This window comes from Flavisolibacter nicotianae, from assembly GCF_003628535.1.
Classification (GTDB): domain Bacteria; phylum Bacteroidota; class Bacteroidia; order Chitinophagales; family Chitinophagaceae; genus Flavisolibacter; species Flavisolibacter nicotianae.
The window spans coordinates 489,121-504,867 of sequence record NZ_RBCI01000003.1 but is presented as its reverse complement, the minus strand read 5'-3'; the positions used below and the strand labels follow the sequence as shown (position 1 = coordinate 504,867).

At 50.4% G+C, this 15,747-nt stretch carries 9 protein-coding genes; 4 read left to right on the top strand and 5 right to left on the bottom strand.

Going from position 1 to position 15,747, the window contains the following annotated elements; genetic code table 11:
• Positions 1-163: 163 nt before the first annotated feature.
• Together D6024_RS10570 and gltB are read right to left on the bottom strand one after the other, a co-directional pair.
• A complete protein-coding gene (locus D6024_RS10570; RefSeq protein WP_121354555.1) occupies positions 164-1,639 on the bottom strand; it encodes a glutamate synthase subunit beta in 1,476 nt (491 codons plus the stop codon).
• A gap of 121 nt (positions 1,640-1,760) precedes the next feature.
• The gene (gene gltB / locus D6024_RS10565; RefSeq protein ID WP_121354554.1) at positions 1,761-6,281 is read right to left on the bottom strand and encodes a glutamate synthase large subunit; all 4,521 of its coding nucleotides are present in this window, start codon (positions 6,279-6,281) and stop codon (positions 1,761-1,763) included.
• Positions 6,282-6,307: 26 nt separating this feature from the next.
• On the opposite strand from gltB, the gene D6024_RS26660 reads away from it, so the two are divergent.
• The 4 genes from D6024_RS26660 to D6024_RS10550 all read left to right on the top strand — a co-directional run bounded on the left by D6024_RS26660 (position 6,308) and on the right by D6024_RS10550 (position 12,234).
• Positions 6,308-6,475: a hypothetical protein gene (locus D6024_RS26660; RefSeq protein ID WP_162944685.1), complete on the top strand. Its 168-nt coding sequence runs from the start codon at positions 6,308-6,310 to the stop codon at positions 6,473-6,475.
• A gap of 285 nt (positions 6,476-6,760) precedes the next feature.
• Positions 6,761-9,325 carry a phosphoenolpyruvate carboxylase gene (locus D6024_RS10560; protein WP_121354553.1) on the top strand — a complete coding sequence of 855 codons (2,565 nt, stop codon included), beginning with the start codon at positions 6,761-6,763 and terminating at the stop codon, positions 9,323-9,325.
• 367 nt (positions 9,326-9,692) lie between these two features.
• A complete protein-coding gene (locus tag D6024_RS10555; RefSeq protein ID WP_121354552.1) occupies positions 9,693-10,754 on the top strand; it encodes an outer membrane beta-barrel protein in 1,062 nt (353 codons plus the stop codon).
• 31 nt (positions 10,755-10,785) lie between these two features.
• Complete coding sequence (locus D6024_RS10550) at positions 10,786-12,234, top strand: ammonium transporter (RefSeq protein ID WP_121354551.1); 1,449 nt, start codon at positions 10,786-10,788, stop codon at positions 12,232-12,234.
• 405 nt (positions 12,235-12,639) lie between these two features.
• Here the strand turns inward: D6024_RS10550 and ilvA are convergent, their stop codons facing one another.
• From ilvA to ilvN, 3 genes are all read right to left on the bottom strand, one after another.
• On the bottom strand, positions 12,640-13,866 hold the full coding sequence (gene ilvA / locus D6024_RS10545) for a threonine ammonia-lyase (protein ID WP_240410010.1): 1,227 nt from the start codon (positions 13,864-13,866) through the stop codon (positions 12,640-12,642).
• Positions 13,867-13,888: 22 nt separating this feature from the next.
• Positions 13,889-15,019: a ketol-acid reductoisomerase gene (gene ilvC, locus D6024_RS10540; RefSeq protein WP_240410009.1), complete on the bottom strand. Its 1,131-nt coding sequence runs from the start codon at positions 15,017-15,019 to the stop codon at positions 13,889-13,891.
• A gap of 134 nt (positions 15,020-15,153) precedes the next feature.
• Complete coding sequence (ilvN, locus tag D6024_RS10535; protein ID WP_121354549.1) at positions 15,154-15,744, bottom strand: acetolactate synthase small subunit; 591 nt, start codon at positions 15,742-15,744, stop codon at positions 15,154-15,156.
• Between the last annotated feature and the right edge of the window lie 3 nt (positions 15,745-15,747).

Sequence of the window (15,747 nt, the reverse complement as noted above, 5' to 3'; positions counted from 1 at the left end):
ATCTCTTTCGTTTCACCAGATCCACCCGGCGCAATCCGCTAATCAAAAACCTGCGCCGGGTGACACCGGATCGATCAACAGCAGCGATGCCATTTCTCCCAACAAAAAAATCCCGCCGGTAAAGGCGGGACTAACAACTAAAAAGAACAGGGTCGAATAAAATTTATCCGATCAGTACAGCCGATTTGTCCTTGCTTTCAAGAACGGAAGGTTTACCGGTGAGATATTCGTCAACCGCCCTGGCGCACTCACGGCCTTCACTGATCGCCCACACCACCAGCGACTGACCACGGCGCAGATCACCGGCAGCAAAGATTTTCGGGATGTTGGTTTTGTACGTGCTTTCCGGCGCTTTTACGTTGCCCCGTTCATCACGCTCCACTTCCAACTCGTTGATCAACCCCTGGTGCTGCGGATGCACAAAACCCATCGCCAGCAAGGCCAGTTCGCAGGGCAGTTCCCTCTCGGAACCTGGTCGTTCTACAAACTGCGTATGTCGTCCGTCCGGCCCGGTCTTCCATTCAAGGTCCACCACTTTCAGCGCCTTCAGGTTGCCGTTGCCGTCGCCGATAAATTCCTTGGTGGCAATTGCCCAATGCCGCTGTGCGCCTTCTTCGTGCGAGGATGTAAACTTTTCCAGCATCGGGTAAGTTGGCCAGGGCATGAGGGCCGTTCTATCCTTGGGCGGACGGGGAAGCAATTCAAACTGCGTGATGGATTTTGCACCATGACGGTTGGAGGTTCCCACACAGTCGCTACCGGTGTCGCCGCCGCCAATCACCACCACGTTCTTGCCGGAGGCAAAAATGTCTTCTTCCCCAAACGGTTCGTTATTCACACGCTTGTTCTGCTGCGTTAAGAAGTCCATGGCAAAGTGCACGCCTTTCAGTTCACGGCCCGGTATATCGAGGTTGCGCGGAATGGTGGAACCACCGGCAAGAACGATCGCATTAAATTCCCGCAGGATGTCGTTGATCGAGACATTAACTCCGACATTGGCATTGCAGCGGAAAACAATTCCTTCTTCCTCCAACAGTGCAACGCGTCTTTCCACCACCCATTTTTCCAGCTTGAAATCAGGAATCCCGTACCGCAGCAAGCCGCCGGGATTTGCCGCCCGTTCAAACACGGTAACCGAATGACCGGCATAATTCAATTGTGCCGCAGCCGCCAGTCCTGCCGGACCGGAACCGATCACCGCCACTTTTTTCCCGGTGCGATAGGCCGGTTTCTGCGGCTTGACAAAGCCTTTATCGAACGCGATTTCGATGATGTGTTTTTCAATTTCCTCAATGGTCACCGGCGGCTGGTTAATCCCCAGCACGCAGGCACTTTCGCACGGTGCCGGGCAGATGCGTCCCGTGAATTCGGGAAAGTTGTTCGTTGACGAAAGGATCGCGTAGGCTTCTTCCCAATCCTTGCGATAAACAGCATCGTTGAACTCGGGAATGATGTTTCCCAGCGGGCACCCGCTATGACAAAAAGGAATGCCGCAGTTCATGCAACGGGCTGCCTGGTGATTGAGCTCTTCGTCGCCAAAGCGCTCCACAAATTCATTGTAATCGTTCACCCGTTCAGCCACCGGACGCTTTGCCGGGTACTCTCTTGTGAACTCTAAAAAACCTGTAGCCTTACCCATGTCGTATGTTTGATTTGAGGTTCGATGTTTGACGGTTTGAAGCATAGTTTCACAGAGACACTGTGCTTCCGGAGTCCGCCTTGATTCTGTATGATCCCGTTTCTCCGTGGTTCAATTAAGCTTACCGTGTCGGTACAGCGTCCAGTTTTTTTGCCTGTAAAACCTTTTTGTAATCTTTCGGAAACACCTTCACAAAATTTTTCAGCTGGTTTTCAAAATCGTTCAGCACGAACCGGGCAACGGTGCTGTGCGTGTAGGTGAAATGCGCTTCGATCATCTGCCGTAATTCGCCGGCGTCTTCGCTGCTCACGGGGTCAAGGTCTACCATCTCTTTGTTACAAAGCGAGTGGAAGGCCCCTTTGACGTCGTACACATACGCAATACCGCCGCTCATGCCCGCAGCGAAGTTTCTGCCAGTGTCGCCCAGGATGACGACGCGACCACCGGTCATGTATTCGCAACCATGATCACCCACGCCTTCAACCACCGCGTTGGCACCGGAGTTCCGAACGCAGAACCGTTCGCCGGCCTTGCCGCGGATATAGGCATTTCCCGATGTGGCGCCATAGAACGCCACGTTGCCGATAATGATATTTTCTTCGGGAACATAATTGGCCCTGACCGACGGGTAGGCAATCAATCGTGCACCGGACAGGCCCTTGCCGAAATAGTCATTGGCATCGCCTTCCAGTTCGAGCGTCACGCCTTTGGTATTGAAGGCTGCATAACTCTGCCCTGCCGTGCCGGTGAATTTGAAGTGAATGGTATCATCGGGTAAGCCGGCATTGCCATACCGCTTCGATATTTCATTGGAGAGAATGGTACCGACGGTGCGGTCGATGTTTAAAAGATGGAAGGTACCGGTGACTTTCTCCCCGTTTTCCAAGGCCGGCTTGGCGGCTTCAAGCAATTTCCAATCCAGTACTTTGTCGATGCCATGATCCTGCTCCTGCTGTTTGTACAAGCCGGTGTACAAGGAATTGGGCTCTTTGAAAAGGATCGGTGAAAGATCGAGCTTGCTGTATTTCCAATGTTTGATATCGGGCTTGGATTCGAGGCAGTCGACCTGTCCCACCATTTCGTTCACCGTGCGGAAACCCAGTTCGGCCATGATCTCGCGGAACTCCTGCACCACCATCCGGAAGTAGTTCACCACGTGGTCGGGATTTCCTTTGAACCGTTTGCGCAGCTCAGGATTTTGCGTGGCTATCCCAACCGGGCAGGTATTCTCGTGGCATTTGCGCATCATGATACAGCCTTCCACAACGAGTGCCGCAGTGGCGATGCCCCATTCCTCCGCGCCGAGCAGGGTGGCAATGGCAATGTCGCGACCTGTGCGTAGCTGGCCGTCGGATTGAACAACGACCCGGTTGCGCAGCTTGTTTTTCACCAGTGTCTGGTGCGTTTCGGCAAGACCCAGTTCCCATGGCAAACCTGCATGTTTGATAGAGCTGATCGGCGATGCGCCGGTGCCACCATCGTGGCCCGAGATCAGCACCACATCGGCCTTTGCCTTGGCAACACCGGCTGCAATGGTGCCCACGCCGGCTTTCGATACCAGCTTCACACTGATACGGGCTGCGCGGTTGGCATTCTTTAAATCGAAGATCAGTTGCGCCAGGTCTTCGATGGAATAAATATCGTGGTGTGGCGGTGGCGAGATGAGGCCAACACCAGGTGTGGAGTGACGCACTTTCCCGATCCACTCGTCCACTTTATGTCCAGGCAGCTGACCGCCTTCGCCAGGCTTGGCACCCTGGGCCATTTTGATCTGCAGTTCATCGGCCATGGTGAGATAATAGCTCGTCACACCAAACCGTGCGGAGGCTACCTGCTTGATGGCGGAACGCATGCTGTCGCCATTGGCCAGGGGCTGGTAGCGCATTTCGTCTTCACCGCCTTCACCCGTGTTGCTCTTGGCACCGATGCGGTTCATGGCAATGGCCAACGTGGAATGCGCTTCGTGCGAAATGGAACCAAAGCTCATCGCACCCGTCGCAAAGCGCTTCATGATGGTTTCTACCGGCTCTACCTGGTCGATCGAAATGGAAGGCCGGTTGCGCTTGAACTGGAAAAGACTGCGCAGCGTACAGGCTTTCTGGTCCTGCTCATTGACAATCTTTGAATATTTTTTGAACGTCGGGTAATCGTTCATGCTCGTGGCATACTGCAACAAGTGAATGGTTTGCGGGTTGAAAAGGTGGAATTCCCCTTTCCGTTTCCATTGATAAATGCCACCGACCGGCAACCGGTCGAACGGCACGCTTCTTTTTGCAAAAGCAAATTGGTGTTTTGCCAGGGCTTCCCTGGCGATTTCATCGAGCCCCATGCCTTCAATGCGGGAAATGGCGCCGGTGAAACATTGGTCAACAACGGCTTTGTTAATTCCGATGATCTCGAAAATCTGCGCACCCTGGTAAGACTGCAGGGTGGAAATTCCCATTTTTGAAAACACTTTTAGCAAGCCATCGTTTACCGCCTTGATATAGTTTTTGCGAAGCTTTTCTTCGTCGAACTCCAGGCCTTTCAGCAGGCTGTTGTTTTTTAATTCTTTTACGGAGTGAAGCGCCAGGTAAGGATTGATCGCCGTAGCGCCAAACCCGATGAGACAGGCAAAATGATGCACTTCCCATACGTCACCGGCTTCCACCACAATGCCGACCTGCCCGCGCAGTCCTTTGCGGATCAGGTGGTGATGCACAGCAGCCGTTGCCAGCAGCGAAGGAATGGCTGCATGCTCGCTGTCGATGGCGCGGTCGGAAAGGATCAACACTTCAAAACCATCTTCCACAGCGTCGACAGCGTAGCGGCAAAGACGCTCCAGCCCCTTTTTCAACGAACCGTTTTTGCCGTCCGCACGGAAATAACACTGCAAGGTTTTTGCCTGGAAAATACCGGTATCGATGCTCCGGATCTTTTCCAGTTCGAAGTTGGTCAGGACCGGTTGTTTCAAGGCTACGCTGTGACAGGCAAGCGGGTCTTCAGTGAGCAGGTTCCCGTTGTTACCGACAAAGGTGGCCAGCGACATGACCATGCGTTCGCGAATGGGATCGATCGGTGGGTTGGTTACCTGTGCAAAAAGCTGTTTGAAGTAAGAAGAAATGTGCTGCGGCTGATCGCTCAACACGGCAAGCGGCACATCGGAACCCATTGAACCAATCGGTTCTTTTCCGTCGATCGCCATCGGGGCAATGATCGTTTCAAGGTCTTCTTTCGAATAACCAAATGCTTTTTGATACTGGTGTACCTGTTCGTGGTGCAGATCGGTGAACATCACCCGCGGGTCGGGCAGTTCTTCCAGGCGGATCTTGTATTTATTTAACCATTCCGCATACGGCTTTTGCGAGCAGATGGACTGCTTCAGCTCCTCATCGGAAATAATTCTCCCCTGCTCGATGTCGACCACGAACATTTTACCGGGTTGCAGGCGACCGGTTTCTTTTATCAACCGCGGGTGAATCGGAAGCGCACCGGTCTCGGAAGCCATGATCACACGGTCGTCGGTTGTAACGCAATAGCGCGACGGTCGAAGGCCATTACGGTCGAGCGTGGCGCCGATAATTTTTCCATCGGTAAATGAAATGGATGCCGGTCCGTCCCAGGGCTCCATAAACGAAGCATGAAACTCATAAAACGCTTTTTTCACCGGGTCCATGAGATCGTTGTCATCCCAGGCTTCCGGTATCAGCATCATCATTACATGCGGCAACGATCGACCGCAAAGTGTAAGCAGTTCCACCATGTTATCGAGGCAGGCACTGTCCGATTGTCCGCCCGTGACAATGGGTGTAAGCAACTCAATTTCTTCTTTGGTAAAATAGGCTGAGGTAAAATTGTGTTCGCTTGTCTTCAACCAGTTCAGGTTGCCTTGCAGGGTATTGATCTCGCCGTTGTGTGCAATAAAGCGAAACGGCTGCGCCAGTTTCCAGGAAGGAAATGTATTGGTGGCAAAACGCGAGTGCACCAGGCCAAAGGCCGATACGAGGCGCTTGTTATTCAGATCGGGATAGTAGCCACGAACCTGGTTACTGGTCAATTGTCCTTTGTAAACAATGGTCTTGTATGAAAAGGAAGCGAAGTAAAAACCGATCGCATCTTTCTTGACTGTATCCGCAACGGTGTGCGACGCATAATTGCGCAACAAAAAAAGTTTGCGCTCAAATTCTTCCGGGTTGGTAATATTATCAGGACAGGCAACAAAGACCTGTTCGATCTCCGGCTCCACAGACAACGCCGTCAGGCCAACATCATCGGCATTCACCGGCACCTTGCGGTACAACAGGATCTCGAGACCCAGCTTTTCCGCACACCGGTTGAGAATGTCGCGACACTCTTCCCGCAGCCGAATGTCTTTGGGAAGGAATAACACGCCAACGCCATAGCGGCCAAATGGCGGAAGGTGAACACCCAGTTTTAAGCATTCGTCGAAGAAAAATTCGTGCGGCATTTGCAGTAAAATGCCGGCGCCGTCGCCTGAATTGTTCTCGCAGCCACAGGCACCACGGTGCTCCATGTTTTCCAGGATCGTCAACGCATCAGAAATGATCTGGTGAGACTTGTTGCCCTTGATATTGGCGACAAAGCCAATGCCACAGGCATCGTGTTCAAATAGCGGTGAATAGAGTCCAGCATTGCTTGCCATAGCGCGTTCAATTAAATGATTAGATTATGAGACTTTCACATCCGCAAGCAACTCCGGTGAAAATAACCAAAAAATACGCAGGAAAACCGCGTTTTGCCAAATGTGCAGACGGTGTGGATTTTCTTGGCTGTCATAAAATATTTTCAACGAAAGCCGCTACAGAAAAGGATTTTGCCAAATTGATGCCAACTTGAGTGATGTTCGAAAAGATGAAATATGTGCTCCCGGCCCGGTTATTTCCTGCGTTGGGACAAGTAATTTAAACCGGCCAATGCCACGAACAATCATCGTGGCATCGACCAAAGATTGACAGGCAGAATCAGGGCCTGCATACAACCCGTCAGTTTGCCAATCTTCGGTAAAAACACCGGACGCCAACAGTTGCTTGCTTCACGAACGAGTGAAAGTGCGGGGAAGTGCAATGCTTTCTCCTACCTTCACACAAGTCCTTTCATTGCCCACTTTGTAATCATTCATGCATGAATTCAGTTTTCAGTCGCCAGTTGGAGCATTTCAAAAGTTTTGTCGCGTTAAAATTCCAGTTGTACAACAGCCTTTTCACGTCTCTTCCCTTTCACCGCATTGAGAAGACCGGCGTCATGTTGTCGCTGTTTTTAAACCATTGTGAAGAAGGCTATAAAAAGAAGCAAAGCCCGAAAGAAATCATCGAGCAATTTTTTGAAAAGTACACGTCGGTAAAAAACGAGGCCGAGCAGACTGATCTTCTCTTTCGCTTTATTCAATATGCCGAGCGGCAGGTGGTGTTGTTTGATGCCCTTGAGGACGCGGCCTTCCGTGAAATTCACGACATGATGGGCGTGGGTACCATGAAACACCTGGAAAGCAAGGTGGTGCAACAAGGCATGGAAGCAGCCCTGGCAGAAAAACTCAACGACTTCGTGGTCATGCCAGTCCTGACGGCACACCCGACACAGTTTTATCCCGGCACCGTGCTGGGCATCATCAACGATCTGTCCAAAGCCCTGAAGGAGAACAATACACCGCTTATCAACTCCTACCTCCAGCAATTGGGCAAAACGCCCCTGTTTAAAAAAGAACGGCCGACGCCGTACGACGAAGCGGTCAGCCTTGTGTGGTATCTTGAAAATATATTTTACAACGCTGTCGGCAAGATCATTTCTAACCTGAAAAGCCAGTTTCACAACATCGACCTGGAAAAAAATCCGATCATCAAAATGGGCTTCTGGCCGGGCGGCGACAGGGATGGCAACCCGAATGTAACAACCGAAACCACGCTGAAAGTGGCGGGAGCCCTGCGCTCCAGCATCATTAAATGCTATTACCTCGATGTGCGCCGGTTAAAACGAAGACTCACGTTCAAAGGCATCGACACCATCCTTACCGAACTGGAAGAAAAGCTTTACAACAACATTTTCATCCCCGACAACATCACAGAGCTATCGAAACAAGAGATCCTGCAATACCTTTTCCAGATCAAAGAAATCCTGGTTTACCAGCACAACAGCCTCTTCCTGCATTTGCTCAATGACTTCATTTACAAAGTACAGGTTTTCGGGCTGCATTTCGCATCGCTCGACGTACGGCAGGAAAGTACGGTGCACGGCACTGCATTGGAAACAATCGCTGAAAAAGAGCAGGTTCTTCCTTCTCACTACAGCGATCTTTCCGAAGAGGAAAAAATCGCCGCACTAACAGCGATCACGGCGAAAGCCGACCCAGCAAAATACGAAGGCCTGGTGCAGGACACATTGCGTTCCATGCAAGCCATCGCCACCATACAGCAGTTGAACGGACGGGAAGGGGCCAGCCGCTACATTATCAGCCAGTGCAACAGCGCCCTGAATGTACTGGAAGTGTATGGCCTCCTCCTTCTCGCCGGCTGGAAGAAAGGAGAGATTTCCGTAGACATTGTACCGTTGTTCGAAACGATCGATGACCTGACCAATGCCGCAGGCATCATGCGGACACTGTATACCAATGAAGCGTATAAAAACCACCTGCAGCAAAGAGGAAACAAGCAAACCATCATGGTGGGCTTTTCGGATGGAACAAAGGATGGCGGCTACTTCATGGCCAACTGGAGCATTTACAAAGCCAAGGCAGAACTGACAGCCATTTCCAAGGACTACGGCATCGACGTTGTTTTCTTTGATGGACGGGGTGGTCCGCCGGCACGTGGTGGCGGCAAAACCCACAAGTATTATGCATCGATCGGCAACCGGATCTCAACCAAGGAGTTGCAGCTGACGATCCAGGGGCAAACAGTGAGCTCGAATTTTGGCACACGGGAAGCGGCGCAGTTCAACATCGAGCAATTGCTGCACGCTGGCATCAGCAACAGCTTGTTTCCGGAAACGACATTCCACCTGACACCCGGCCACCTGCGGGTTCTGCAGGAACTGGCCGATAAAAGCTACCAGTCGTACCGGGAACTGAAAGGCCATCCTCAATTCCTGCCCTATCTCACCCAGGTCAGTCCGCTGAATTACTACAGCGAGACCAATATCAGCAGCCGGCCGTCGAAACGCGGCAAGGCCTCACGCCTTTCACTCAATGACCTTCGTGCCATTCCGTTTGTTGGTGCCTGGAGCCAGCTTAAACAGAATGTGCCGGGCTTTTATGGCGTCGGTATGGCACTCGAAGCACTGGAAAAAGAAGGAAAACTTGGAGAAGTGGCCACTATCTACCAGCAATCGCTTTACTTCCGCACTATCATCGACAACTGCGAAATGGCCATGAAAAAATCCTTTTTCCCGCTTACCGCTTACCTGGCGCAGGATCCGGAGTTTGGCGAACTGTGGCTGAAAATTTACGAGGAATATGAACGGACGGTGAAATACCTGGCCAAGCTCACGAAAAACAACGAGTTGATGGCCCCCTACCCGGTCGACCAGCTTTCGATTCAAATGCGGGAAAAGATCGTTCTTCCCCTGACAACCATCCAGCAATATGTGCTGGCCAGGCTCCGGGAAGGAAAAACGATCGAAAACAAAGAAGTACTGGAGCGATTGATTGTACGGTCATCCTTTGGCATCATCAATGCCGGAAGAAACTCGGTATAAAATATTAATTTTTATTATATACGTATAATTCAGCCAGAAATCCAAAAAAATCACGCTTTCGAAAAAATTGATCGATTGTGATTTTCAGGTTAATACGTTTAAAATCCCCTGCTTTCTGCACAATTACCTAACATTAAAATAATTTATATTTGTTATTTTAAGCCTTCAATCCCTATCTTAGACAAAGGATAGCTCGGAATACTGTGTAATTTTTAGTGAAACAGTGAAGGGCTGACTGAAAAGATTTGACTTAACCGGTTAGTCACTCAACGAACAAAACAAAAGGTATTGCTTGCGAAACCCAAAGCTTCTGGAACAAGCTTTCGGACGAGCAATACCTTTCTTTTTTCAATTAAAAACCAACGCAATGTTACGAAAAGTTTTTTCAGTGTCTTTAGCCATGGCCGCCCTCTCGTCGGCCAATGCGCAGGACAGCACCAAAACAGCTTCTTTGGCAATTAACGGGTCGGCCGACGTATATTATAAATACGATTTTGGTAAAACAAAAACCAATAACCTAACCTCCTTCACCAATTCACACAACAGTTTTGAACTGGGTATGGCCAGTGTCAAATTCGATTACAAAGCCAGCAAGGTAGAAATGGTCGCCGACCTTGGCTTTGGCAAAAGAGCCCAGGAATTTTCTTACAATGATGCGGGGATCCTCGCGGCGGTCAAACAACTTTATCTTTCGTATGCTGCCAATAGCTGGCTGAAACTAACGGCGGGAAGCTGGGCCACCCACGTAGGCTATGAACTGGTAGACGCCTATGCCAACCGCAATTACAGCATGTCCTACATGTTCACCAACGGCCCCTTCTTCCACACCGGCATCAAGGCTGAAATTACAGCGGGGAAAAGCGGATTTATGATCGGTGTCGCCAACCCGACCGATTTCAAATATGTGCCCGACGGGTTCATGAATAAAAAATTCCTTCTTGCCCAGTACAGCTTTTCAGGCGGCGACATTTTCAAAGGCTATTTGAACTATGTTGGAGGACAGGGCCTGGACACGTCCAAATCCAAACAAGTTGACCTGGTGCTGACCAGCAAAGTAAGCAGCAAATTCAGTCTGGCTTTCGATGGCACGGTCAGCAGCCTGAAAAAATACGTGGGAAAAGACCAGTTTGATCAAAACAAGAACTGGTGGGCCGCCGGATTATACGCCAACATTGATCCCACCTCAAGCCTGGGCTTTACACTTCGCGGCGAATATTTCAGCGACAAAAATGGATTGCGATACGGCGGTCTGGCCGGCGATGGAAATATTTTCGCCACCACCCTTTCGGCCCAGATCAAAGCCGAGAACCTGACCATCATCCCCGAATTCCGGATTGATGCATCCAACAAACTTCTTTTCACCAAAAGCAATGGTGACGCTACGAAAACGGCTGCAAACGTCTTACTGGCCGCTGTCTATTCCTTTTAAAAACATCAACGTATAACTAAAAACAAAGAACATGAACAAACTCAAACTAAAAGCAGCTCTGCCCTTTCTAATCCTGGCAGCCATTGCAATCGCTGCCACTTTCGTAAAGGCCTTACCCAATTTCGATGATGGAAAATACAATGGCGCCGATACCGCCTGGATCCTGGTGGCCACAGCCCTCGTTTTCCTGATGACACCAGGCCTCGCCTTTTTCTATGGTGGAATGGTCAACCGCAAAAACGTGCTGTCCACGATGATGAAAAGCGTGGTGGCTGCCGGCCTGGTTGGAGTCTTGTGGATCATTGTCGGTTATAGCCTCAGCTTCGGCACATCTATCAAAGGTATTATCGGCAACCCGGCGACTCACCTCTTTTATAAAGGCGTGGCATCCGGCGAACCCTGGTCGCTGGCGCCCAGTATCCCCAAACCATTGTTCTCCATGTTCCAGCTGATGTTTGCCATCATCACGCCGGGCCTGGTGGTTGGTGCCATTGCAGAGCGGATGCGCTTCCAGGCTTATGTCATCTTTACCATTTTGTTCAGCCTTCTCGTTTATGCACCCCTGGCACACTGGAGCTGGCACCCCGATGGCTTCCTGTTTAAAATGGGAGCCCTTGACTTTGCCGGAGGCACGGTTGTACATATCTCGGCAGGTTGTGCTGCCCTGGCCGGAGCACTGGTGCTGAAGCGTCGCAAGTCACACATTCATGGACATGCACACGAGCCCGCCAACATCCCGTATGTTCTGATTGGTACCGGTCTCCTGTGGTTTGGATGGTTTGGATTCAATGCCGGATCGGCACTGGGTGCTAATGCGCTGGCTGTTTCTGCTTTTTCCACCACCAATACCGCCGCTGCCGCAGCCGGTTTGTCCTGGATGTTTTTTGATGTGTTGAGAGGCAAAAAGCCATCGGTCGTTGGCTTTTGCGTGGGTGCCGTTGTTGGCCTGGTTGCCATTACACCAGGAGCTGGTTTTGTAGCCATTCCGCAAAGCATCTTCATCGGCTTTATTGCATCGGTCATTTCCAACATCGCTGTACAGATCAAGTCCCGTTCCTCGCTGGATGACACGCTGGACGTATTTCCCTGCCATGGTATCGGGGGTATGGTTGGTATGTTGCTCACCGGTGTGTTTGCCACCAAAGCAGTGAATGCAGCCGGTTCAGACGGCTGGGCGCTTGGCAATTTTGCATTCTTTTTGACACAGGCCAAAGCCATGGTAATTGCCGTCGCCTACAGCTTTACCGTTTCCTTCATCATTTTCAAATTCATCAATTTCATTGTTCCGCTGCGTGTATCCGACGAGGATGAAGAAGCCGGCCTGGATGCCAGCCAGCACGATGAAAAATACGTTCAGGGTACACTGCTGGTTACCAACAGGGATGGCAGCAACACGCTGATCGAATCAGAATCATTTGCTGAAGAAGCTGAACAAGTGCGCCTCCGCCAATCTAACGGAGTCGAAAAGCAACGCGTTTAGTTTGTTCATTGTTCCATAGCTGCGTAAAGCCCACTTTTCTAAGTGGGCTTTTTTATTGCTGGCTGACGCGTCAATAAGATCGGTCGTAACCTAAAAAATCACAACAGAGATGCGCCGCAGCTTCCCCTGCAAACCTTACAAAAAGCAAACGAGGAGATAGCCGGTTGCGGGTGTTGCAAGAAAACATTCACACGTTCACTTCCATCTTTCAGAAAGGGCAACACAGGTAAGTGTTACGGCAAAAACACGAGACGTCGACAAGATGCGGGAAATAAAAAAGGCGGAAGGCTGCACAAAAATGTGCCTCATTTAAGGTGAAAATCGCACAAGGGCTGCCAACAAATACTGCAGGGAATTTTACTTCGGAAGCGAGCAAATGCACAGCGCCGCGCCGCAAGAAGCAGACTATACAAGGTAACCAAACAGGTTATCGTCCTTATTCAGTTCTGTAAAATTGAAACGGTATTTTTCCAAATTCTGTAGAAGCGTGTCGTAATCTTCCCGTGACTTTAACTCTACTCCCACCAGGGCAGGCCCGGTTTCCTTGTCGTGCTTTTGTATGTATTCAAAACGGGTGATATCGTCATTCGGGCCCAACACGTGGTTGACAAATTCTTTCAGTGCGCCGGGGCGTTGCGCAAACCGAATCAGGAAATAATGTTTTAAACCTTCGTACTGGAGAGAGCGTTCCTTGATCTCCTGCATCCGGTCGATGTCGTTGTTACCGCCGCTGATGATGCACACAACTTTTTTGCCCCTGATCTTGCCGGCATAATGATCCAGGGCCGCAATCGATAACGCACCCGCAGGTTCGACCACAATAGCTTCTTCATTGTATAATTGCAGGATGGTGGTGCACACCTTTCCTTCCGGCACCAGGTGCATTTCATCCAGCACTTCTTTGCAAATGGAAAACGTAATCTCACCAATTCTTTTCACCGCAGCACCATCGACAAACCGTTCAATGTTTTCAATGGTAACCGGGTGCCCGGCAGCCAGAGCCGCCGTCATACTGGGTGCGCCCTGCGGTTCCAGGCCAATAATTCTTGTTTTGGGAGAAAAGGTTTTAAAGTAAGAGCCTACGCCGGCACTTAAGCCGCCGCCGCCCAATGGCATGAACAAAAAATCAATTTCAGACTGGTCTTCCAGGATTTCGACACCCACCGTGGCCTGGCCTTCAATGATGCGGTAGTCGTCGAAAGGCGGGATAAACGTAAGGCCGTTTTGCAACGTGAATTCCTTGGCCGTAATGGCGCAGTCGTCAAACGTATCGCCGGTTAATTTGATGTCGACGGAATCTTCACCAAACAATTTTGTTTGCTGTACTTTTTGCTGCGGGGTGATTACCGGCATAAACACGGTGCCTTTCACCCGCAGTTTTTTGCATGAAAATGCAAAGCCCTGTGCATGGTTACCGGCACTGGCGCACACAACACCTTTTTGCAACTGTTCGGTAGGCAAGCTGCTCATCAGGTTAAAGGCGCCGCGCAATTTATACGAACGGACAACCTGCATGTCTTCCCGCTTCAGGTACACTTCGCAACCATAGCGGCGCGACAGGTTGCGACTGTAAGCCAGTGGTGTTCTTGTCACCACCGGCTTCAGTCGTTCAACCGCTTGTTGATAGTTCAATTCCGGTATTGTGGATATCGTATTAATCCCGGTAAAGAGGAGAAGTGAACTTTACTTTTTGATGGCGCTTTTCTTCTGCACCTGCCGATGTATTCTGATCGGCGGGTTTTTGATTTTCTGGGCGAAGACTGCGAACAGTTTTACCGGCCTGCCACAATTCGCTTTCGCGAAGCTCTTTCAGTTCCTCTTCCAGCTTTTCGCGGTAATCGGCCTTTGAATTGCTTTCGATAGAACGAGCCGCTTCTTTGCCGGCGGCAACGCTTTCATACAATTCTTTAAACACAGGCGCTGTGGCATCACGGAACTTCTTCCACCAGTCAAGGGCGCCGCGTTGTGCTGTTGTCGAACAGTTGGCATACATCCAGTCCATACCGTTTTCTGCCACCAGTGGCATCAGGGACTGCGTCAACTCTTCAACGGTTTCGTTGAACGCTTCAGACGGTGTGTGGCCTTTGGAGCGCAGCACCTCGTATTGCGCAGCGAAGATTCCCTGGATGGCGCCCATCAGCGTACCGCGTTCGCCGGTCAGGTCACTGTAAACTTCTTTTTTGAAATCGGTTTCGAACAGGTAGCCGCTACCGATGGCGATACCCAGTGCCACCACTCTTTCCCAGGCACGGCCTGTTGCGTCCTGGAAGATAGCGTAGCTGCTGTTCAGGCCACGACCCTGGAGGAACATCCTGCGCAGCGATGTACCCGAACCTTTCGGTGCTACCAGGAACACATCGACATCTTTTGGCGGAACGATACCCGTCTGGTCGTTGTAGGTAATACCAAAACCGTGAGAGAAATAGAGGGCTTTACCCGGCGTCAAATGTTTTTTCACGGTTGGCCACAGGGCAATTTGTGCGGCATCGCTCAACAAATAGCAAATGATGGTGCCTCTTTCTAGGGCCTCCTCGATTTCAAAAAGCGTTTCGCCGGGAACAAAACCGTCTTTCACCGCTTTATCCCACGATTTGGAATTTTTGCGCTGACCCACGATCACATTGATGCCGTTTTCTTTCTGGTTCAATGCCTGGCCGGGACCCTGTACGCCGTAACCGATCACGGCAACGACTTCGTTTTGTAAAACCTGCTGTGCTTTTGAAAGAGGAAACTCCTCACGAGTGACGACGTTTTCTTCCACACCACCGAAATTTAATTTTGCCATTGTTATTGTTTTTGTTGATGATGAATTGAGTTTATTCGCTCTCCGCTATTTGCCGTCGGCTTTCAGCAGGAGAGCATCCTGTTTATTTGTGTTATTTATCTGTTTTTTGATCGCCGATTGCTGATCTCCGACAGCTACATATCAAAGACTTCCTCCTGCTTGTTCAGGTATTCGTTTGCCACGACTTCCACCGACGGATTGAGTTCTTCAAACTCTTTCAATTTTTCGTGGAAGCCATTGCTTTCCTTGATGATGGCAACCCTGGCGCTGCGAACAAATTCGATCAGGCCATAGGGCTCCAAAACTTTAATCAGTTTGTCTGTTTCCTCCCGGTGCCCGGTTGTTTCAAAGACCGTATAATCTTTCCGGATCACGACGGCCCTTGCGCCAAATTCACGCAGCAGCCTTTCCACCTTTACCTTCTCCGCAATTTCATCGGTGGGCACTTTGTACAGTGCCAGTTCCTGCCACACGATCTCGTCGCCGGTATTGTAATACGCTTTCAAAACATCCACCTGCTTTTCAATCTGGCGCACCAGTTTGCGCACCACTTCTTCGGTTTCGTTCATCACGATCGTGAAGCGATGAATGCCGTCGATCTCGGAAGGAGAACTGTTCATGCTTTCGATGTTGATCTTGCGGCGGGAAAAAATGATCGCGATACGATTCAACAAACCGATCTGATTTTCCGTATATACCGTAATGGTAAATTCCTGTTTGTTCATGGC

Coding starts and splice junctions, on each gene's coding strand:
- D6024_RS10570 (WP_121354555.1), bottom strand. CDS start 1,639: ATGGGTAAGGCTACAGGTTTTTTAGAGTTCACAAGAGAGTACCCGGCA.
- gltB (WP_121354554.1), bottom strand. CDS start 6,281: ATGGCAAGCAATGCTGGACTCTATTCACCGCTATTTGAACACGATGCC.
- D6024_RS26660 (WP_162944685.1), top strand. CDS start 6,308: ATGAGACTTTCACATCCGCAAGCAACTCCGGTGAAAATAACCAAAAAA.
- D6024_RS10560 (WP_121354553.1), top strand. CDS start 6,761: ATGAATTCAGTTTTCAGTCGCCAGTTGGAGCATTTCAAAAGTTTTGTC.
- D6024_RS10555 (WP_121354552.1), top strand. CDS start 9,693: ATGTTACGAAAAGTTTTTTCAGTGTCTTTAGCCATGGCCGCCCTCTCG.
- D6024_RS10550 (WP_121354551.1), top strand. CDS start 10,786: ATGAACAAACTCAAACTAAAAGCAGCTCTGCCCTTTCTAATCCTGGCA.
- ilvC (WP_240410009.1), bottom strand. CDS start 15,019: ATGGCAAAATTAAATTTCGGTGGTGTGGAAGAAAACGTCGTCACTCGT.
- ilvN (WP_121354549.1), bottom strand. CDS start 15,744: ATGAACAAACAGGAATTTACCATTACGGTATATACGGAAAATCAGATC.